The sequence below is a fragment of the Rhizobium sp. P38BS-XIX genome (assembly GCF_012641435.1).
GTDB lineage: Bacteria > Pseudomonadota > Alphaproteobacteria > Rhizobiales > Rhizobiaceae > Rhizobium.
Genome location: NZ_JABAIJ010000003.1, coordinates 167,976 through 188,977, shown reverse-complemented (window position 1 = coordinate 188,977; position 21,002 = coordinate 167,976). Strand labels below are relative to the sequence as shown.

17 protein-coding genes and 1 pseudogene are annotated in these 21,002 nt (G+C 58.4%); 10 read left to right on the top strand and 8 right to left on the bottom strand.

Translation table 11 applies throughout. The features are described 5' to 3' along the window. Together HGP17_RS12905 and hpaR are read right to left on the bottom strand one after the other, a co-directional pair. Positions 1 to 987: a helix-turn-helix domain-containing protein gene (locus HGP17_RS12905; protein WP_168809475.1), complete on the bottom strand. Its 987-nt coding sequence runs from the start codon at positions 985 to 987 to the stop codon at positions 1 to 3. Between the two features lie 97 nt (positions 988 to 1,084). After that, on the bottom strand, positions 1,085 to 1,600 hold the full coding sequence (gene hpaR, locus HGP17_RS12900) for a homoprotocatechuate degradation operon regulator HpaR (protein ID WP_168809473.1): 516 nt from the start codon (positions 1,598 to 1,600) through the stop codon (positions 1,085 to 1,087). Positions 1,601 to 2,008: 408 nt separating this feature from the next. Between hpaR and HGP17_RS12895 the strand changes: the two genes are divergently transcribed. The 3 genes from HGP17_RS12895 (at position 2,009) to HGP17_RS12885 (ending at position 4,388) form a co-directional block, all read left to right on the top strand. Further along, positions 2,009 to 2,479, top strand: a complete 471-nt coding sequence (locus HGP17_RS12895; protein WP_168809471.1) for a MucR family transcriptional regulator — start codon at positions 2,009 to 2,011, stop codon at positions 2,477 to 2,479. A 212-nt stretch (positions 2,480 to 2,691) separates the two neighbouring features. Beyond that, the gene (locus tag HGP17_RS12890; RefSeq protein WP_168809469.1) at positions 2,692 to 3,162 is read left to right on the top strand and encodes a MarR family transcriptional regulator; all 471 of its coding nucleotides are present in this window, start codon (positions 2,692 to 2,694) and stop codon (positions 3,160 to 3,162) included. Then, on the top strand, positions 3,159 to 4,388 hold the full coding sequence (locus HGP17_RS12885; protein ID WP_168809467.1) for a multidrug effflux MFS transporter: 1,230 nt from the start codon (positions 3,159 to 3,161) through the stop codon (positions 4,386 to 4,388). The genes HGP17_RS12890 and HGP17_RS12885 overlap by 4 nt, the downstream gene beginning before the upstream one ends. Before the next feature lie 53 nt (positions 4,389 to 4,441). Here HGP17_RS12885 and HGP17_RS12880 read toward each other — a convergent pair whose 3' ends face one another. The 5 genes and pseudogenes from HGP17_RS12880 to HGP17_RS12860 form a co-directional block, all read right to left on the bottom strand. Beyond that, a complete protein-coding gene (locus HGP17_RS12880) occupies positions 4,442 to 5,713 on the bottom strand; it encodes an MFS transporter (RefSeq protein WP_168809465.1) in 1,272 nt (423 codons plus the stop codon). After that, a complete protein-coding gene (locus HGP17_RS12875; RefSeq protein ID WP_168809463.1) occupies positions 5,710 to 6,387 on the bottom strand; it encodes a FadR/GntR family transcriptional regulator in 678 nt (225 codons plus the stop codon). Before HGP17_RS12875 ends, HGP17_RS12880 begins: the two co-directional genes overlap by 4 nt. Before the next feature lie 106 nt (positions 6,388 to 6,493). Beyond that, positions 6,494 to 7,697, bottom strand: a pseudogene (locus HGP17_RS12870) (MFS transporter). Between the two features lie 115 nt (positions 7,698 to 7,812). Then, entirely contained in the window at positions 7,813 to 9,036 is a 1,224-nt protein-coding gene (locus HGP17_RS12865) for an MFS transporter (RefSeq protein ID WP_246704078.1), read from the bottom strand. 241 nt (positions 9,037 to 9,277) lie between these two features. Beyond that, complete coding sequence (locus tag HGP17_RS12860) at positions 9,278 to 9,970, bottom strand: GntR family transcriptional regulator (protein ID WP_168809459.1); 693 nt, start codon at positions 9,968 to 9,970, stop codon at positions 9,278 to 9,280. A gap of 446 nt (positions 9,971 to 10,416) precedes the next feature. Here HGP17_RS12860 and HGP17_RS12855 point away from each other — a divergent pair, with 446 nt between their 5' ends. The 5 genes from HGP17_RS12855 to HGP17_RS12835 all read left to right on the top strand — a co-directional run bounded on the left by HGP17_RS12855 (position 10,417) and on the right by HGP17_RS12835 (position 17,402). After that, positions 10,417 to 12,243, top strand: a complete 1,827-nt coding sequence (locus tag HGP17_RS12855; RefSeq protein WP_168809457.1) for an ABC transporter ATP-binding protein — start codon at positions 10,417 to 10,419, stop codon at positions 12,241 to 12,243. 44 nt (positions 12,244 to 12,287) lie between these two features. After that, a complete protein-coding gene (locus HGP17_RS12850) occupies positions 12,288 to 13,823 on the top strand; it encodes an ABC transporter substrate-binding protein (protein ID WP_168809455.1) in 1,536 nt (511 codons plus the stop codon). A 63-nt stretch (positions 13,824 to 13,886) separates the two neighbouring features. Next, positions 13,887 to 14,810 carry an ABC transporter permease gene (locus tag HGP17_RS12845; protein ID WP_168809453.1) on the top strand — a complete coding sequence of 308 codons (924 nt, stop codon included), beginning with the start codon at positions 13,887 to 13,889 and terminating at the stop codon, positions 14,808 to 14,810. A 5-nt stretch (positions 14,811 to 14,815) separates the two neighbouring features. Further along, positions 14,816 to 15,664 (top strand): ABC transporter permease, encoded by an 849-nt coding sequence (locus HGP17_RS12840; protein ID WP_168809451.1) that lies wholly within the window; start codon positions 14,816 to 14,818, stop codon positions 15,662 to 15,664. 7 nt (positions 15,665 to 15,671) lie between these two features. Beyond that, positions 15,672 to 17,402: a M14 family metallopeptidase gene (locus HGP17_RS12835; RefSeq protein ID WP_168809449.1), complete on the top strand. Its 1,731-nt coding sequence runs from the start codon at positions 15,672 to 15,674 to the stop codon at positions 17,400 to 17,402. Here HGP17_RS12835 and HGP17_RS12830 read toward each other — a convergent pair. Beyond that, the gene (locus tag HGP17_RS12830) at positions 17,386 to 18,273 is read right to left on the bottom strand and encodes a LysR family transcriptional regulator (protein WP_168809447.1); all 888 of its coding nucleotides are present in this window, start codon (positions 18,271 to 18,273) and stop codon (positions 17,386 to 17,388) included. The genes HGP17_RS12835 and HGP17_RS12830 overlap by 17 nt on opposite strands. Before the next feature lie 104 nt (positions 18,274 to 18,377). Here HGP17_RS12830 and HGP17_RS12825 point away from each other — a divergent pair, with 104 nt between their 5' ends. After that, positions 18,378 to 19,640: a YbfB/YjiJ family MFS transporter gene (locus HGP17_RS12825; RefSeq protein ID WP_168809445.1), complete on the top strand. Its 1,263-nt coding sequence runs from the start codon at positions 18,378 to 18,380 to the stop codon at positions 19,638 to 19,640. Positions 19,641 to 19,741: 101 nt separating this feature from the next. After that, positions 19,742 to 21,001 carry a glycoside hydrolase family 5 protein gene (locus tag HGP17_RS12820; RefSeq protein WP_168809442.1) on the top strand — a complete coding sequence of 420 codons (1,260 nt, stop codon included), beginning with the start codon at positions 19,742 to 19,744 and terminating at the stop codon, positions 20,999 to 21,001. Position 21,002: the final 1 nt, after the last annotated feature.

Here is a 21,002-nt window from a genome sequence, read left to right as displayed (position 1 = left end):
TTAGTCCAGTTTCTGCGCGTTTTCGGCTGCGCGAAGCAGCTCGCTTGGCGCGCAATCGAACAACTCCTTGAAGCTGCGGTTGAAATAGGAAATGTCGTTGAATCCGGCCGAATAAGCCACTTCGGCTATTGTCGTCGGGTTGCGCTGTTCCTTCAGCTGTTCGATCTTGTCACGCGCAAAGCGCAGCCGCTTGTCACGAATAACTGTCGTGCAGGTCATGCCCATACCCTGGAAGTCCTGCTGCAGGGTACGGATCGACACACCGAGCCGTGTTGCCAGCCATTTGGCGCTGAGGTCGCTATCGGTGAGATGCCGATCGATCAGAATGTCGACCATCTGCATGCGCTTACTGGCGCTATCATGCAGCGAGTTCAGGCTCGCGACCTGCAGGCCGGTCGAAAGGAAGGCCTGGCGCGTCGTATCGAACATAAGCTGTCGAAGAAACGGAGACGCTGCCTCGCTCTCGGGCGTTGTCATCATCTTGGTGATGAGCGCCCGCAGCATCATCGCCATCGGATCCGTCGCAACCAGCTTGCGGGCGACATCGAAGTCAATGCGGCTGTCGGAATACATCAGCTGTCGCGGTAAATGCAGCGACAAATGATTGGAGAAATGCCCACGAAAATAGAACGTCGTCGGTCGTGTGGAATCCACCAGAATGCATTCGCCGACATCGAGAATGTTCTGCTGGCCGGAATGTTCGACGCCGCAGACACCTTCCAGCTGCAGGATCAGGAACAGATGCTCATTGGCATCGCGGCGAATATCGTCCCAGTCGCGATGGACATAATCGAGATCGTTTGAGACATGGGCAAACTCCATGCCGCAGACATCGATACGGCTTGCTGTGCCGATGACGCTATCGCCGCGCTGCATCAGATGGGGATTGAAATTTCCGCAAATGCCTTGAAGGTCGTCTACCCATTGATCGTAGGGTGTCGGTGACCATGTTCGATCGACGAGACTGCAGTTCTGCAACAGGTCCAACTCTGCCTCCCAACAGTGTCAGTCGCCTCGAAGATTGCTACAGATCACGCCACCCGTCAATTAAATACTTAACACATTAACAAAAATCGTGGCCGATCTATTCCTCTTCGATCGCGCCATTTTCCAGCTTCAGGGACGCCAGTTCTTCCAGCATGTCGAGAAGCTGTTCGACACGCTCCACGCCGAAGCGAGCATCGATATCAGCATAGACCTTCAGGCTTTCCGGCATAACGTCTTCAACGATCGCCTTGCCCGCCGGAGTAATCTGCAGCAGCACTCTTCGACCATCCGCATCATCCTTATGCTTGGTAATGAAGCCCCGCTCTTCGAGCGAGCGGATCATGCGCGTGAGGCTCGGCGCCAGAATGGACGCCTTGTCGGCCAGTTCCGTTGCGTCGAGCTGACCAGCCTCACAGAGAATGCGAATGACACGCCACTGCTGCTCTGTCACGTCATGCGCCGCCAGGATCGGCCGGAAATGGCTCATAACCGCTTCACGCGCCCGCAACAATCCTATCGCCAAAGAGCGCCGGCGATCACGCGGTGTCTGCTTGGATTGCGTTGCCTCGCGCTCGGCAGATTGCCCGGCGCCACCATCTGTCTTGTTTTGCATATGTGCATATTCACTTCGGTTAGGATGCTCACTGATTAACATGAGAATCATTCAAAGCAAGGCGATCGCCGGATCTCAGCCGGGCACGACTGCAAATAGCCTTCAACGATGATCCTGCAATAAGCATTTCATGGATCGAAACGCGCCTTGAGCAAGATGCATTGACGGGCGCCCGATTGCACCGCTAGCCTAACACCTTGGCAAGGACGCATCTATCGATGCTAGCCGAAAATTCTACGCTGACGCCATTTCATTACTTTAAAAATATAAAAATCTTCTATAAGCTTTCTTTCCACACTTTCTCCCTCAAGATTTTTATTTACAAAAAACGGGAATCTTCCTCAATTTTTATTGCGCGTAAAAAATGTATTGCTTATACACAGTCAAAGTATTCAGGAGGCCACAAAATTGGAAGAAGAAAATAGTGTCGACCCGGAAAGATTCATTGAATTAACAAGCAAGATTGTCTCCGCCTACGTCATAAACAACGCCACGGCAATGGAAGACCTTGCCAAGCTCATTAGTGAAACGCATGCAGCGCTGGCAGCAATTTTTCAGCCTGAGGCGCCAGCTTCGGAAAAGATCCTGAAGCCCGCAGTCTCTGTTAAGAAATCAATCACTGAAGATTATTTGATCTGCCTCGAGGACGGCGGGAAGTATAAATCGTTAAAGCGCCACCTCAATACCAAATACGGCCTCAGCCCCGACGAATATCGAAAAAAGTGGGGATTGCCCGCGGATTATCCGATGGTTGCCGCATCCTATGCAGCCAAACGTTCCACTTTGGCCAAAAATGCTCTGCTGGGGCATAGCAAGCGCACACACGAACCGGAAGAGCCGATCGAGCCTGTCCGCAGACGGCGAAGGGCCGCGGGTTAAACCCCGCCTGATGCCCTCTTCATTCGAAGATGCCTGACATCGGTGTAAAGAGCCCAGGCCAACATCTCGATGACGGCGGGCGGGCGGCGCAGGCGATTGTTACGCCTTTGCATCATCCGCCACCGGTTCATCAGATAACGCAGCTTGGCTCTTGCATTTAGTTTGCATGCTATCTAATTTGTTTGCATGCAAACAAAATGGCAGGTGTTTTGATGACGGATCAGGCCGATTCCATATTTGCAAGCAAGCGGCTCGGAACCTTGATCGGGCTTGCCGCGCGGCAATGGCGGCGCGCTGTCGATTTGCGTCTTCAGGAATTCAATCTGACTGAAGCGACATGGCTGCCGCTGCTGCGTCTTGCCCAGGCGGAGGGACCGATGCGACAGAAGGATCTGGCGGCCATTCTGACGCTGGATACATCCTCCATGGTGCGCATTCTCGTCAATCTCGAGACGGCCGGGCTGATTGCGCAACGCGCTGACGATGGAGACCGCCGAGCCAAGGCAATCGAGATCACCAACGCCGGGCGCGCACTCGTGCGGCAGGTCGAAACGATTTCCCAGGACGTGGAAAACGAGGTCCTGAGCGGCATCCACGGCGATGATATTGCCGCGATGCGCCGTGTTCTTGAGCAGGTTTGCCGGCGGCTGACAATGTCGAGCGATCAGAGCCGCCAACCATGAGCGTGGGCGCGCAAAAGCAAACATCGCAGGCGACGACAACCGGGATCGTATCCGCCGCCCACACGCCATTGTGGATTCTGGCGCTGATCACGCTCAGCGGGACGCTCGCGATGCACATCTTTGTCCCTGCGCTGCCTCTCGCCGCCGCAGCGCTTGGCGCGACGCCCCACGCGACGCAACTTACCCTCAGTGCCTACATCATCGGATTGGCGCTGGGGCAACTGGTCTATGGCCCAGTTTCCGATCGCTATGGCCGCCGTCCGGTGCTGATTGCCGGTCTGCTGCTCTATACTGCCGCAAGTCTCGGCGCGCTCCTCTCGCCTACCATCGATCTGCTGATCATCGCCAGACTCCTCCAGGCAATTGGCGGCTGCTCCGGTCTTGTGCTTGGCCGCGCCATTGTACGCGATGGCGCTTCGGGCCCGGAGGCGGCACGTAAACTATCGCTGATGAATCTGATGACGATGGCTGGACCTGGCCTGTCGCCGCTGATTGGCGGCGCGCTGGCCGAGACAACAGGCTGGCGCTCCATCTTCGTTGCCCTCACTCTTCTCGGCGTCGCCAACCTCACGCTGGTTGTCTACCTGCTTCGAGAAACGCCGGGGCGTCAGGGGCATGATGCCAGGCAAGTCGTCCGCTATTACTTGCAGCTTCTGCGCTCACGCGCTTTTCTCGGCTATACGATCGGCGGCGGTTGCGCCACGACCTCGGTTTACGCCTATATCGGCGCAGCGCCATTTATCTTCGCCGATCAGCTACATCGTCCGATCTCCGAAGTCGGCGCCTATCTCGCCATCAACATCGCTGGAATATGGTTCGGCAGCCTGGCAGCCAGCCGTATCGTCGGCCGCATGGCCATGACACGAGTTATGATCATTGGGAACTTGATCAGCTGCATCGCGGCATTTGTTTTCCTGACGGGCGCGTTGACCGGCATGCTCGATGTCATTCTTGCCGTGACGTCCATGCTGTTCTTCAGCTTCGGTGCCGGCATTGCCTCGCCGGCTGCATTGGCCGAAACCCTGAGCGTCAACCCCCAGGCTGCCGGCTCCGCATCCGGCCTCTACGGCGCGGCACAGATGGCCATCGGCGCGGTATGCACGGCCCTTGGCGGTTTGGGCGACAATCCGGCACTTGCAGCCGGAAGCGTTCTTCTAGGCACCGGCATCATGTCTCAACTCTCATTCTGGATCGCCAACCGCAGCCGAACGGCCTTGGCATCTTGATCGGCCAGAACATCGAGTGAACCTGCGGCGACTTTTCAGTCGCCGCGCAGCATTCAGGGATTTTCAATCGTCTTCGCGTTCACGGTCATCGCGCGCCCGGCAAACCAGCCATTGATGGAGGCGCCGAGACCGAGCAGCACAAACAGCACGGCGCACCAGCCGAAACTTCCCGTCCAGCCGTGGATTATGCCGACAACAAGCGGTCCGATCGCAGCAAGCAGGTAGCCGACAAACTGCGCCATGCCGGATAGATGGGCAGCCACATGTGCATCCGGCGATCTCAGGACGATCACGGTCAGCGCCACCGCAATCAAGCCACCCTGACCGATACCCTGAAGCACAGCCCAGAACCACACAGTCCAAAGCGGTGCGAAGAGCAGTCCCAACAGCGCGATGACTGCGACTACGCAAAGGATGACGTTGATTGCACGCTGATCCCTGCCTTTCACCGCGATATGGGGAGCCACGAGGCAAGCTGCGGCCTGAACCATGACGGAGACCGAGACGATGCCGCCGGCCGTAACGCCATCAAGGCCGCGCTCACGCAGGATCGGCACCAGCCAACCGAAAACGCAATAGGCGAGCGCGGATTGCAGGCCCATGAATAGCGTCACTTGCCAGGCGATCTTATCAGTCCACAACCCGACCACACGAAAACCGCTGCGACGGATCTGGCTGCGCGCGCCAAGAACTTGCGGCAGCCACAGAATAGCGACGAGAAAGGCCGGCAGCGCCCAGGCGGCAAGGGCTGCGCCAAGCGACCCGCCAAGGGCTTGCTCTATGGGAAGCGTCAGTCCGGCAGCGCTGGCCGCTCCTGCGCATAGCGCCATCGTATAGCAACCCGTCATGAGCGCGGCTTTATCCGGGAAATCGCGCTTGACGACACCCGGCAGTAGCACGTTGCCAACAGCAATTGCCGCCCCTGCCAACCCAGTGCCGAAAAACAGCATCGAAATTGAGGAAAAGCCACGCAGCGCAGTTCCGACGGCAAGCAGAAGGATCACGCCGAGCAATACGCGTTCGGTTCCTACCCGCTGGGCAAGCCTCGGTGCAAGCGGCGAAAACAGCCCCATGCAAACCACAGGCAATGTCGTCAGGATGCTGGTGCCGAGCGCGGACAACTCCAACCCGGTTTTGATCTCCGGCAGCAGTGCCGAAGCGCTTGAGAAGACGGGCCGCAGATTGAATGCGATCAACACCAGGCTCGCGCCCAGAATGAACCTGCCGATCGCCGATTTCCCTTCGTGAGGCTGCGGCGGCGGAATTTCATCGGCTTCGGCATCGACCAGCTCGACGGCGGCGGTGTTTTGAGAGGATAGGGTCATGACATCAGTAACCGATCAAGAGTGGCAATAACGGGAGCCATGAAGCGGCGCACGGCAGCGCCGGCCGCTTCGGGATCACCGGATTCAATGGCGTCGACGATCGCGACATGTGCCGACATGTCCGGCTCCGGAATCTCTGCCCCGAGCGTCGCTTCGATCGTGTCAGCAATCGAGAGAGAAAAGAAATCGTAGAGCTGCACCATCGCGCTGTTCTGCGAGGCCGCGATCACGGTCTTGTGGAAGGCAAGATCGCGTTCGATGAATGCGCCCTTGTCCCCACCACCATAATTTCCGCGAACCGTCAGCAACGCGCGCAGGTTTGAAATCACATCGGGCGTATGACGCAGAGCCGCCAATCGCGCGGCCTCTACCTCCAACGCCAGCCGTGCCTCGAACTGATCTCTAAGGCCAGCCCGACGTGCCATATCGAGTGGACGGCCCAGATCGGTCGTCGAGCGGACATAGGTCCCGGATCCCTGTCGTGTTTCAAGGTAACCCTGAGAAACAAGCACTCTCACCGCTTCGCGGATCGTGCCGCGGCTGACCGATAGCATTTCCGAAAGAGAGGCTTCGTTCGGCAGCTTTTCGCCGACAGCCCAACGCCTGGCGGTAATCTCGCTGCGGATGGCCTCCACGGCGGTATCGGCAAGCGTCGTCTTGACAAGAGCACGCATGATTTTCACAGTCATAAAGTCATCAGATGACTTTATGACTAATGCACTAGAGATCTGCCGTCAATAGCATCCTCGCTGTCGGAAATATTCGTGGGGACTATCGGCTTTATCGGCGCCGTTTGCTGCCATCGAAATAGAACAGCATTGCAAGGCCCAGCAATCCAGCAAAGGCGCTGATAATTGCCGTCCCGGAATAGCTGCTCGTCGCCGTTCCCAGCGCAAAAAGAAGGGCGGCTGAGGCCGGCACTCAGAAAGATATTGACGGAGATCAGAGCGCTGCCAAGACCAGGACGCTCGGCGATCAGGTCCTGCAGATAGGTGATCGGGATGCTGATGAGGGCGGCAGCCCCGACGCCGCTGATCAAAGTCAGTGCATAGAGCTGCCATGGAGCCGATGCGAACCCGAGCAACAGCAGATAGACGACATAAATAACCGTGCCGATCGCAAGCGCCGTCACGTGGCTCATGATCCGCTGCGCCCGTCCCCACACGATGATGAAGATGACCTCCAGAAAAGCAACGATACCGACGAGAACGCCGATATCCGAGACTTTGCCATGGGCAGCACCGGTGACAATAAGAGGCAGGATGGCGTCGTTGACGTGAAGCGTGCAGCTGATCAGCGCCACGGCGATCACCCGCGCAAAAACGGGCGGCGATATGACTTCACCCAAGGCTGTAAGGTAGGACAGATGATGCGCCGCCGCCGCATCCGTGCCGCTTTGGCGCGGCAGGAACACGGCAATCAGCCCGAAACAGGCCGCACAGGCAAGGCCGGCAAAGAGATAGGCCGGCAGCATGCTCGGTGAATTCGCCAACAATGCGCCGGTAATGCCGGGCACCAGGACCCAAGACAGCGAGATCATCGCACGAACGCCTGAATTGACGGTGGCGACGTCGTTGCGCTCCATTCCGCGCGTCGCGACCCGAACATTGGCAAAAAGCAACGAGTTCAAGGATCCGTAGACCGGCAGGAAAAACAACGCGTCAAGGACAAACGTTGTCTGCGCAGGGATGACATAGACAGCCCCGTAGCCAAAGATGCCGAAGACGGCGACAGTGAGCATCATCACGCGATATTCGCCAAGCCTATCCGCCAGATTTCCGAGCAGAATGCTGACGACGACGTTGACGGCTGCGGCACAAAAAATCAGCGCGGAATATAATCCATTGCCGAGGCCCAGCTCACGGATACCGACGATTGACTGATAGGGCGCCGTTGCAGCTCCGGCAAAACCGAACGCGAAAATCGCAAGCATGCTGACCCGGATCGTCGGGTCGCGGAAAACATCTGGAAGAAGGCGGGTCATTGGCGGGTCTAGGAGCTGGCAAATCACCCGAAATCCGGGCGAAGGGCTTGTAGCAGGTTTGCCGTGAGCCGGAACCTGCCGAAGTGAAATAATGCCCGCTTTGTGCGTGAAATCCCTATTGGATAACGCGTGAACGCGCCATGATCGCCAGCCCGACCGCCGCGGCCAGCGAAAATAGCGCCGGAAGATAAAAGACGTTCGGAAGACCGAGATAGGCTACGCCCATGCCTCCAACGCCACCGCCAAGCGCACTTGCCAATGCCGATGAGCTCATGAAGATCGCCGAAGCGGTCGCGACCGCATTCGGGAGCAGCCTTTGCGCAACGATCAGACCGAGCACCATGTAAAGCCCCCAAACCCCGCCCATCAGGATCTGACCGGCAAACATGCCGGCCGCCGTCGGCCAGGTTGCAAAGCACAGATTGGCCATCACGCCGCAGATCGCGGCTACGCACATCATCCAGAGGATGCCGATCCGCCGTGCCAGAAGAACGCTGAACGGCATCAGAATGAGTTCGATGAACGGCTGCGTGCCGATCACCGACCCTTGAATAGAGGGGTCGAGCTTCAGCTGATCCTGCATGTAGAGCAGCAGGAAACCATATTTGATCGGCTCGCCGGCATAGACGAGCACGTAAAGGCCGGTGAAGGCCAGAAGCGGCAACATCTCCGACCACCCGACATGACTGACGGCATCGGTCTTTTTATCCACCCGTCTGCCCGGCGCTGCCAATGCCTGCTGTGTCCAAAGGGGAATGATCTGCGCGAAGAAGCAGATTGCCGTTCCCCACAACATGGCACGAAGGCCGATTTCCACGGCGAACCATGCGCCCAGAAACGGACCGATGACCCAGCCGGCCGTCAAGGCCATGCGGATGATGGCAACCACGCTGTCATTCGCACCGGCACCCTTCGCCTTGAGGTCGTCGTGAATGGCGGTAAAAAGCTGCGATGTCGCAGACCCGGAGAATCCCAGAACGATGTCGCCGATCACGAACGGCATCCACGCCCTTGTCGATAGAGCGATCCCGGCCCAACCAAGGGCGCCGGCGATAGCGCAGAGCCGAAAGAGGCTGAGGCGGCGTCCGGTTTTGTCGGAATAACTGCCGACGAGATAGCCGGCAACAGGCGCAGTGAGGCCGGTTAAATAATAAAGCCCCGCCACCGGCAGCGATGCTCCGAGTTCCCTAACGAGGAAGAGCACGATCTGCGGCAACGAGGCGGACGTCGCAAGACCGGAGAGAAACAGCGCAAACGTCGCGCCGCGATAGAGAGGGGACGCCCAGACCTGCTGGATCGCCGTTGCCTTGCTGGAGCTCGCTAGGGATTGCGCGTCCATAACCCCATCATCCGCCATAACCGATGGTCGAAACAAGTTTTCCGATCGGTCGGTGCGGGACCGCTCCGATCGATTGCAGCAAACGTTGGCTTTGCCGCCCGATCGACCTCGAGCCTACATTCGCGATGCCGCACATCCTTCCGTCAAAGCGAACCGAGACGCAAATCGTTGCATCGAATCTCGGCCCGTCCGGCAGACATTGTCCACATCATTCATCGTATCAATGATGAGATCTTGAGCTTCAGCCGGGCATTGCCCGCGAATAGGCGGCCAGGATGAAGCGTTCGGCCTGGAACAGGTATTTCTCCAGCGCATCGGCCGCACTGGCGGGTGCTCCCTCCTCCAGATGCGCAAGAATGGTCGCGTTCTGGCCGACATAGGGGGCATGCAGGTACTCGGGATCGCGGATCAGCCCAAAGACGAGACGCAGCTCCAGTGAGATTTGCGCATAGAAAGCGGAAAGGCGTGGGCTGTCGGCAAGTTCGACGATTGCCGCGTGAAAGGCGATATCGGCGCTGCCGACCTCCAACCATTCGCCGCGGTGCCGGTGCTGAACTGCAGCCTCGATGGCAGCGCGCATCTTGTCGACGCTAGGATGGCGGTGATGTGCGTTGGCGAGGGCCGAACATTCGATCAGACGGCGAATATGGAAGATATCCATGATCGTCGAAATGCTCGGGGTGGAAACAAAGACGCCGCGATTGGCTTCGTGACGCAGCACGCCTTCCTTTGTCAGCAGCCGGAAAACTTCACGGAGCGTGTTGCGCGAGACCTGCAGCTCCTCGCAAAGGGCCGCTTCGGATAGATGGCTACCCGGCGAAAGCGTGCCGTTGATCACGCGCTCGCGGATGCGAGCAGCGGTCAGTTCCGCAACCGTCTGCCCCGTCTCCGCGACAGGCGTCGGCTCGATGCTCGCAAGACTTGTCTGCTTCATTTGCTCTCCCAGCGCCCGCGCTCAATCGCGTCCGATGCCTGCCCATAGTAACCAAGCGCAGAAATACGAGCCGCAATTCCGTACCCTCTCCTTGGTTTATCGAAAGATCTCGACGGCAAACTCCGTTGGACGATTTTATGCGGGTTTGTTCCTTTTTTTGATTGGCAAGACGAAAATTGTTGAACAATATAGACCGGATTGTTGTTTGATGCTATCTCATGCCACAACAAATATAATGGGAACGCGGATACAGAAGTTCATGGGACGCCTGTTTTTTAGAAAAACATCGCCAGCCGCCGTCGAGCTGCAACAGGTGTCGGCATGAGCATGCGATCATCCTGCCCCGATGGCGATATTGGCAACCGCGTTTGCGCCTTCGATGCAAATTGCGACACTGCAATTGTCCGGACAAGCATGAACGACCTGCACAATACCGAGGTAAGCGCATGACGACTGCTGCAGGCGAACACAAACCGCTTCTGTCTGTCGCGGATCTTAGCGTGCGGTTCGGCGAAAATCGTGTGGTCGAGGGACTTTCCTTTTCGGTCGAACCGGGGCGGACGCTCGCAGTTGTCGGCGAATCCGGTTCCGGCAAATCCGTGACCTCGCTTTCGATCATGCGCCTCGCCGATATGATGGGCGCGCGCTTTGAGGGTGGCAGCATCCTCTTCAACGGCAAAGACCTGCTGAAACTATCGCAGAAGGACATGCGCGCAGTTCGCGGCAAGGAGATCGCCATGATCTTCCAGGAGCCGATGACTTCGCTCAACCCAGTCTTCACCGTTGGCGACCAGATCTGCGAAGTCCTTCTTCTTCACGAGAAGGTCGGCAAATCCGCCGCCATGGCCGAAGCCCGGCGCTTGCTGGAAATGGTACGCCTGCCGGACGCGGCAGCACTTCTGAACCGCTATCCGCATCAGCTGTCCGGCGGCATGCGCCAGCGCGTCATGATCGCCATGGCGCTGGCCTGCCGACCGAAGCTCCTGATTGCCGACGAGCCGACAACCGCCCTCGACGTCACGATCCAGGCCCAGATCCTCAACATCATGCGGGATCTGCAAAAGGATCTCGGCATGGGCATGATCTTCATCACCCACGACATGGGCGTCGTCGCCGAAATGGCCGACGACGTTGTGGTCATGTGGAAGGGCAAAAAGGTCGAAGAAGGCCCCGTTCGCGAGATATTCGCCAATCCCAGGCACCCCTATACGAAGGCGCTTCTGGCAGCCGTGCCGAAGCTCGGCAGCATGACCGGCCAGGATTTTCCGAAACGCATGCCGCTAACTGTTCTCGACGGGGGCGAGCCGAAAATCGTCGGCGAGGAGCGCATTCAGAACACCGCCCGCTACGATCAGCAACCGCTATTGTCCGTGCGCGATCTCTTCGTACGCTTCGATATCAAAAAGAATATATTCGGACAGGTCACGCATCGCTGCAGTGCCGTCCAGAAGGTCGCTTTCGACATTCACCCCGGCGAGACGCTGGCCCTCGTCGGCGAATCCGGCTCCGGCAAATCGACGATCGGCCGCACGATCCAGCAATTGCAGAAGGCTTTGTCGGGCGAAATTACCTTCAACGGCAAGAGCTTCGCCGCCATGTCGCAGCTCGAGCGCTTCCGCCTGCGGCGCGACGTGCAGTATATTTTCCAGGATCCCTTCGCTTCGCTCGACCCGCGCAAGACTGTGGGATTCTCGATTGCGGAACCGATCAACACCCATGGCATCATCTCCGGATCCAAAGAGGTTCGCCGCAGGGTGGACGAGCTTCTCGAACGCGTCGGCCTGACGTCGGCCCATGCCGATCGCTATCCGCATGAGTTTTCCGGTGGCCAGCGCCAGCGCGTCTGCATCGCCCGCGCCCTTGCCTCCGATCCGAAGCTCATCATTGCCGACGAGGCGCTTTCCGCTCTCGACGTCTCAATCCAGGCTCAGATCATCAACCTTCTGATGGACCTGCAGGCCGAACGCGGCCTCGCCTATCTGTTCATCAGCCACGATATGGCCGTAGTCGAAAAGATCAGCCATCGCGTTGCCGTGCTCTATCTCGGCCAGATCATGGAAATCGGCAGTCGCCGCCAGGTCTTCGAAACGCCGACGCACGCTTATACGCAGCGCCTGCTTTCGGCCGTTCCGATCGCCGATCCGACGCAGGAGCGCAGAACGGCTCTCATCGAGGGCGAGATTCCCAATCCCGTGCGCCGCGTCGGCGACGAGCCCCCGGTTCTCGCTCATGAGGAAATCAATTCAGGCCACTTCATCGCCAGGAGCGCCTGATCGCTTACCAACCATCGCATCGATCTGAAGAGGAAACAGGGTCAATGAGAAAAATGAAATGGGGACTGAAAACGGCTCTGGCAGCGCTTGTCCTGTCGGGTGTCGCGATCAACGCCGAGCCCGCCTTTGCAGCCGGCAAGCTCACCGTGTCATCACCGCAGGATCCGGGCAGCTGGGATCCGATCGACACGTTCCTGGTGGCATGGGCCGCCGTTTCGACCAATATCTTTGATGGCCTCACCTATCGCGGCCCGGATCTCAAGCTGGTGCCGGGTCTTGCCGAATCCTGGGAAGAGCTCGATCAGGGCAAGCGCATCCGCTTCAAACTGCGTCATAACGTGAAGTTTCATGACGGCGAGCCGTTCAATGCCGAGGCGGTGAAGTTCACCTTCGATCGCCTGCTCGGAGATCAGGGCGCCAAGGGACCGCAGCGTTCGAACTACACATCGATCGAAAGCGTTGACATCATCGACGATTACACGGTCGACATGAAGCTCAAGACGCCAGATCCGGTGCTTTTGACGAAGCTTGCAGGCTACGGCGCGATGATCGTTCCGCCGAAGTACATCAAGGAAAAGGGCGAGGACTACTTCAATCTCAATCCGGTCGGCACAGGCGCATTCAAGTTCGTTTCCTATACGCCCAAGGTGAACATCAAGCTCGCAGCCAACCCGGATTATTGGGGCGGTGCTCCAAAACTCTCCGAACTGGAGTTTCGCTTCATCAGCGAGCCGGCGACGGCCGTTGCCGAGCTTCAAGCCGGTCGTGTCGATCTTGTTATCCCGCCGACCATTCCGATCGGCATGCTCCCGGTTATCCAGGGCGACTCCAAGCTCGAGATCGCCAGTGTTCCCGGCCCGACGGTCGACGCGCTGCGCTTCAACACGCGTGACGGCATTACCGCCGATCCACGGGTTCGTAAGGCCATCATCATGGCCGTCGACCGCGATACGATCGTCAAGTCGATCCTGGCCGGTCAAGGCAGCGAGATCGTCAGCTTCCAGAATTCGCTTTCCTTCGGCTTCGATGCCGATCTGAAGCCGCTTCCGTATGATCCGGCAGGCGCGAAGAAGCTGCTCGCCGATGCCGGCGTGAAGCCCGGCGCGGCGCTCCAGATCGACATTCGCGGCAACGACGCGACGATGAACGAAGTGGCGCAGGTCGTTGCAAGCTACCTGCAGATGGTCGGCCTCACCGCAACCATCAAGCCCTACGAGACCAACGTTCTGTTGAACGACATCATCCCGCAGGGCAAGACCGGCGCGATGTTCCAGCAGAAGTGGGGCGGCTGGACCTTCGATTACGACAACACCGCCTATTCGATGTATCACTCCGGCGAAAAGTGGAATCCGTACGAGAAGGATGCCACGCTCGACAAGCTGCTGGAATCGCAGCGTCCCCTCACCGATCGCGCCGAGCGCGAGAAGGTGTTGAAAGACATCGGCAAATATGTCGCCGACAAGGCGCTCGAACTGCCGCTTTACAACAGCAATGCGATCTACGGTGTCAGCAAGCGGGTCAAGGGCTTCGTGCCCGCACCCGATACCCGCATCAAGCTGAACGAAGTCACCGTCGAATAGTCGTCAAACAAGACGCCGCCGATCTGATCGGCGGCGTCATCCGAAAGCTCTCGGGGTAAGAACGTGGCTGGTTTTCTCATCAAGCGGTTGCTGCAGGCGATTTTCGTCGTGATCGCCATCACCCTTCTCGTGTCATTCGCCATCCGCCTCACGGGCGACCCGGCCTTGATGATGTTCCAAGGCGGCGGCAGCATGACGGAGGACGATCTTGCGCGCATTCGCGCCGCCCTCGGTACGGATCAACCCTTTATCGTGCAGTATCTGACCTTCCTCAAGGGATTGCTGACGCTGGATTTCGGGCGCAGCTTCACCGGTGGCACACCGGTATCACAGCTGATTGCCAATGCCCTGCCCGCCACACTGCTGCTCGCCTTCATCTCGATGGTCGTGTCGATCGTGTTGTCCATTCCGCTCGGAATCAAGGCTGCGACGGCACGCGGCAAGACGGCCGACCAGATCATCCGCGTCCTCTCGCTTCTCGGCCTCTCCTTCCCGAATTTCTGGCTGGCACTGATGCTGGTGCTCTTGTTTTCCATCACACTCGGCTGGTTGCCACCGAGCGGCATGGTCGGCATTTCGAGCTACGTCATGCCGGCCGTGACTATGGGTGTGATCCTGACGGCGACGAACGTGCGTTTGGTGCGCACCGCCATGCTGGAAACGCTGCAATCGCAATACATCATGGTGGCGCGGGCCAAGGGGCTCAGCGAAAGCAAGGTGCTCTACAAGCACGCCCTGCGTAATTGCGCCATTCCGCTCATCACCTATTTCGGCATCCAGTTCGGCGGCCTGCTCGGCGGCATCGTCGTCATCGAGCGCGTCTTCAACTGGCCCGGCCTCGGCACCCTCGCATTCGATGCCGTCGGCGCGCGCGACTACCCGGTCCTGCAGGGCGTGATCACCGTGCTGGCGCTGTTCATCGTCGGCGTCAACCTTCTCGTCGACATCGCCTACGGGCTCGTCGACCCCCGCATTCGCACGGAGTAACGCAAATGGCCGCCGCAATTTCTCGCCGTTCGCGCTTCCTCAGCTTCGAATTCATATTCGGTGTCCTGCTCACAGTTGTCATTTGTCTTGCCGTGCTGCTCTCCGACGTCCTCTTTCCCGGCAGTGCTGAAAAGATCGACCTGATGGCGAGGCTTGCGCGCCCTTTCTCCAGCCTCGCCCATCCGTTCGGGACAGACCCGCTCGGACGTGATGTCCTTGCCCGCGTTGTTGCGGGTGGCAAGATATCGCTGACTGTTGGCTTGACCTCCGTGATTGGCGGCGTGGTTTTCGGTGTACTGGTGGGGCTCGTTGCCGGCTACTACCGCGGTCTCTGGGACATGCTGCTGATGCGCTTTGCCGACATCCAGCTTGCCATGCCGTTTATTCTGTTGGCGATCACCTTCATCGCCATCGTCGGCGGCAGCCTCACCAATACGATCATCCTGCTGATCGTCTCTCAATGGGTGCAATATGCGCGCCTGGTGCGCGGCTCGGTGCTCAGCCTGCGCGAACGTGAATTCATCCTCTCGGCCCGCGCCATCGGCGTCAAGGACTGGCGCATCATCTTCCAGCATCTGCTGCCGAACCTCATCGGCCCGGTGATCGTGCTGATGACACTCAACATCGCCAACAACATTCTTCTTGAAAGCAGCCTGACCTTCCTCGGCATGGGCGTCGACCCGACAATCCCGAGCTGGGGCGGCATGCTGGCCGATGGCCGCACCTATCTGCAAACCGCTTGGTGGGTGAGCCTTTTCCCGGGCCTCGGGATCCTTTTGACCGTGCTCGGTCTCAATCTTCTGGGCGACTGGCTGCGCGACAGCCTCGACCCGACTGGCAGAACGACAAGGTAAGACAATCATGACCGTGATTTTCGAGAAAAGTTTTGAGCCAACGCTGTCGCGTCTGGTCGCAGATGCCAAGCCCGGCCAGAATTTCGAGGCATGGACCTTCGATGACCGGCAAAGCCGTGAACGGGCGGAGCGCGCGCTTCGGGAAAAGGGTGTCCACGCCCGCGTTCGCAGCGCCTACAAGCCGCTGGTCAACGCCTTCATCGAAGACATAGACCTTCAGGACGTTGACTCGATCGAAATCCGCTATCCAGTGCATGCCAATGCGCCAGACAATCGCTTTCGGCTGGAAGCCTATCCGCTGGCCGCAATGGTCGGCGATCGCAACATCGTATTTGTCGCGCGAGCCGATAACGATTTTCACTATGACGTTGTGCTGAAGGGCAAAGTTGGCGAAGAGCGCCAACTGAAGGTGCTTGTGCCCAATCACGTCCATGTCGATGCAGCGGGCGAGACGAGCGTTTCACCGACTGGGTGGCTGATCCGCGATAATCAGGCGGCTGGCGAAAGATTGCTCACGGACTACGAACAGCTGTTCGAAGAGACGATCTCTGCGGTTAAGCATTTCGACTGGGGTACAAGCGAGCCTTATTTCGAGGAGCTGAATATCCGCGTCACCCTACCGGTCACAGACGAGGCTTTGCCGGTCGGTGACGAGGTCATGAGCCTCAGGGAAGCGCTGCATGAGGATTTCTACTTCTCGCTGCTCGAATTTTTCCAGAAGAAATCCGGCTGGCCGCTCGGCGACCGTGGCTTGAAGCCGGGGCAGATCGTTCCGCAGATCCTGCAGTCTGCCGACGATATCTCCGTGAGGGTGGAAACGCAGCCCCTGACCTCGCGCTTCTGGGACGGACCGGAGCAGCAGCTCGACACGGCAACGGAACCGCTGGCCGTTTTGCAGATCAAGACCGAGCTTGGTCTCATCGGCGGCGAGGTCTTTGAAGCTGTCACCCGCTCCGGCCGGTCAGTTGTCGCACGCTACATCAAGGGCAGCGATGCGGCCGTTATGATCAGCGGCGGGCAACATGCCAATGAGACGACGGGCGGTGCGGGCGCGCTGCGGGCCGCAAAAAGGCTCGCCAAGGTCGCAGGCGCCCATTTCACCATTTCGCCTCTGGAAAATCCCGATGGCTACGCGCTTCACCAGCGCCTACGCCGGGATAGCCCGCGTCATATGTATCACGCCGCCCGCTACACCGCACTCGGCGACGATCTCGAGTACCGTACCGAAGAGAATGCGGGCGCATATCTCTTTGAAAAGAAAATCCGTTTCCAGGCGGAAAAGCTGAGCGGCGCGCAGCTTCATGTGAACCTGCATGGCTACCCGGCGCACGAATGGACACGCCCGCTCTCCGGTTACGTTCCCCGCAATTTCGCGATGTGGACGCTGCCGAAGGGTTTTTTCCTCATCGCCCGCTACCACGCTGGATGGGCAATGCAGGCAGAGCAACTTCTCGACAAGGTCACGAGACATCTCGGCGCCATTCCGGGATTGCTCGATTACAACGATCGCCAGATCGCTCTCTACGAAACCCATGCCGGTGAAACAGGCTTCCGTATCATCAACGGCTTTCCCTGCCTGGCTGATATCGACGATCGCCACACGGTGCCGATGACCTTGATCACCGAATATCCGGACGAGACGATTTACGGCAAGGAATTCGTCGCCGGTCACACCGCGCAAATGGAAACCGTGCTCTCCGCCTACGGTGCCTGGCAGGAGATCATGGCTTCGAGCTAGGCGGGATGGATTTCGAGCGCATCATATCAAGGAGCGCGGTCATCGCGCTCGATCGATAGCCGTCCTTGCGGCGAACGAACACCGTATCCACCAGCGCGCGATCCGGTGAGAGCTCGTGGACCGCAATCCTACCCTCTTGCCAGGCGGCAGCCACAATACCTTTTGGAAGAAGGGCAATGCCGACACCGGCGGCCACACAGCTGATGATCGCGTCAAGCGAGCCGAACTCCAGCGGTTTTGCCGTGACGATCCCCATCTCTGCCAGGAGTGTCTCCAACCGTTGGCGATATGAGCAGCCGATCTGGAAGACGATGGTTCTGAGATCCAACACTTTTGCCAGATCGTCCATGGCGTGGATTGCACGTGACGTGATCAGAACCAGTTCCTCCTGAAACACGACCTCCTGATCAAGATCGGGATGGCTGACAGGACCCGCCACGAAAGCTCCTTCAAGCTTGCATTCGACCACATCGTCAATCAGCCTGCGAGTGGTCCCAGTGGTCACGACGAGACGAACCTCTGGATAAGTCCTGGCGAAATGGCTTAGCAGAGGTGATAGTCGCAAGGCTGTCGTCGTCTCAAGACTGCCGAGAACCAAAGCTCCATTCGGCTCACCGTCATCCTGCGCGGCGCTGCGTGCATCGGCCAGCAGCTTGGTGATACGGCCCACGAACGGCAGGATACGTTGTCCAGCGGGCGTGGTTGAAACTCCGCGCGCATGCCGCTGGAAGAGACTGACGCCCAGCTCCTCCTCCAGAACGCGAATACGCGCGGTCACGTTCGACTGAACCGTATTCAGCTCCTGCGCCGCGCGGTTCATGCTTCCATGCCGGGAAACCGCCTCGAACACCCTCAGATCGGATATATCCATAGCTAACCTATCTCCATGAGAGATAACTATTCTCACTATAAATCAATTTTAATGATATACATACCGGCCTACTATCTCAAGCATTGATAGCTGAGAGAGTTCCGATGACCGCTCACATTGCTCACCATATCGACGAAAATCACTCCAATGCGAGAGGCGCCTGGCGTGGCGTTCTCTCCGCATTCTGCGCCAGCCTGATCGGTATCGGGCTTGCGCGCTTTGCATATACGCCGCTTCTGCCGGCAATCGTCGGCGCACACTGGTTCGAACCTTCGGCCGCAGCCTATCTGGGCGCGGCAAATCTGACTGGATATCTCGCCGGCGCACTGCTCGGACGGATGATTGCTCAGCGGATCTCGATGTCCTTGACGCTCCGCCTCATGATGATCGTGGCGACGGCGGCTTTTTTCGCCTGCGCATTTCCGATCGGCTTTGTCTGGTTTTTCGTATGGCGCTTCGCGGCCGGCCTGGCAGGTGGTGCCTTGATGGTGCTGGCCGCGCCAACCATCCTGCCTCACGTGTCGCCCTCACGCAGAGGTCTCGCCAGCGGTGTAATCTTCATGGGTATAGGCGCGGGCGTCGCCCTGTCCGGCACCCTGGTGCCCCTGTTACTTCAGCAGGGCTTACGCGCCACTTGGCTTGGCCTCGGCGCACTTTCCCTGTTGCTCACTGCCATTGCCTGGTTCGGATGGCCGAGCGACAGCACAACAGCCGGCGCAGCACATCACCACGCCGTACAGGTGCCCGCACGCGGGGCGCTGCGCGCGCTTTATGTCGAGTATGCGCTGAACGCCGCCGGATGGGTTCCTCACATGATCTTCCTTGTCGATTTCGTCGCGCGAGGCATGGGAAAAGGCCTACAGGTGGGGGCGGAATATTGGGTCCTGTTCGGTATCGGCGCAACGCTCGGGCCAATCCTTGCCGGCCATCTTGCCGATCGCACCGGCTTTGGCGCGGCGATGCGGTTTGCGTTTTTGCTTGAAGCGGTCGCCGTCGCGATCCCGGCGTTGGGCTTCGGCCAGACATGGCTCATCGTCTCCAGTCTCGTGGTCGGCGCATTCGTCACCGGAACCGTGCCACTGATGCTCGGACGCATCGGAGAATTGCTGCCCCATCACCCCGCACAGCAGAAAGCGGCCTGGGGCGTGGCCACCGTCTTCTTCGCCCTGTTCCAGGCTGGCGCAGCCTATGGCCTTTCATTTGTCTTTGCCCGCAGTGGCGGAAACTATCAGATGCTCTTCCTCATCGGGACAGCGGCCATAATTCTCGCTCTGGCGATCGACCTGACCGCGGCGCTGTTCTTCCGCGTGCCTCGGTCACAGAAAACTCGGGACACAACACCATCAGACCCTGACCTTACGGATTGATGTCCCGGATCAGATGGCGGATGCGCTGGCCATCGCGAGATTTTGTCCCACATATGGTCTCGCGCCCACATGGCGCCAAAGTTTCGAGCGACGGGACATATATGAGGCATTTTCTGCGTTTGCTAGCCAGCCTGTCCGCTATCTGCATTATGTCGATCCCGGCATATGCCCAGGGATTTGTCCACGCCCACCACACGCAAATTGTCGCCGCGAAAGGCAATCCGCTCATCCTGCGAGGCATGGGGTTAGGCGGCTGGATGGTGCAGGAAGGCTATATGATGGGCCTATCCAATCTGAAAGCGCAGCACGTTATTCGGGAGCGGATTTCGCAGATCGTCGGCAAGAAGGACACGGAACGATTTTATCGCTCCTGGCGCGACAATCTCGTGACGAAGGCCGATATCGATGCAATGGCCAGATGGGGCTTCAATAGCGTGCGCCTGCCGATGCACTGGAAGCTTTTCATCAAGGAAACGCCGGGCAAGAACGGCGAGAGCAGCATCGTCTGGAACGAAGAAGGATTTCGCCGCGTCGACAGGCTGATCGCGTGGCTGAAAGCCAATAAAATGTATCTGATCCTCGATTTGCACGCTGCACCCGGTGGCCAGGGGCATGACATTGCGATCTCCGATCGTGATCCGAACAGTCCATCGCTTTGGGATAGTAGTAGGAACCAGGAGGCGATGATCGCCCTATGGAGCGAAATCGCCAGACGATACAAGAACGAGACGACGATCGCGGGCTACGATCTGCTCAACGAGCCGAACTGGGGTTTCCAGGATAAGGAAGACAAGGGCGGTTGCCGAGAGACCGAAAACAGACCGCTACGCGAAATTTACGAGCGCACAATCCACGCCATCCGCTCCATTGACAGCAATCACATGCTCATAATCGAAGGCAATTGCTGGGGTAACAATTACGCCGGAATATTACCGATTGCCGACCGCAACACGGCGCTGAGCTTTCATAAATATTGGACCCCTACGACACAAGGATCCATCGAACCATTTCTAAAACTACGCCAGCAATATGATATGCCGCTTTGGAACGGTGAATCCGGTGAAAATACCAACGACTGGTATAAACGCGCCGTCACGCTTCAAGAAAAGAACGGCATCGGCTGGTCATGGTGGCCACTCAAAAAGCTCGGTCGAGGCAACCCTCTAGAGATCAAGACGAATACAAATTATCGGCAGCTAGCCGCTTATCTTCGCGGCGAAGGCAAAAAGCCTACCGTGAAAGATGCACGTGCGGGATTGATGCGATTGGCAAGAGACAGCCGCTTCGATAGAAACACGCATCATCCCGATGTTGTCGAGGCATTGATCGGTGCCTCAAGAAAATCAGGCGCTCCTCACTGAA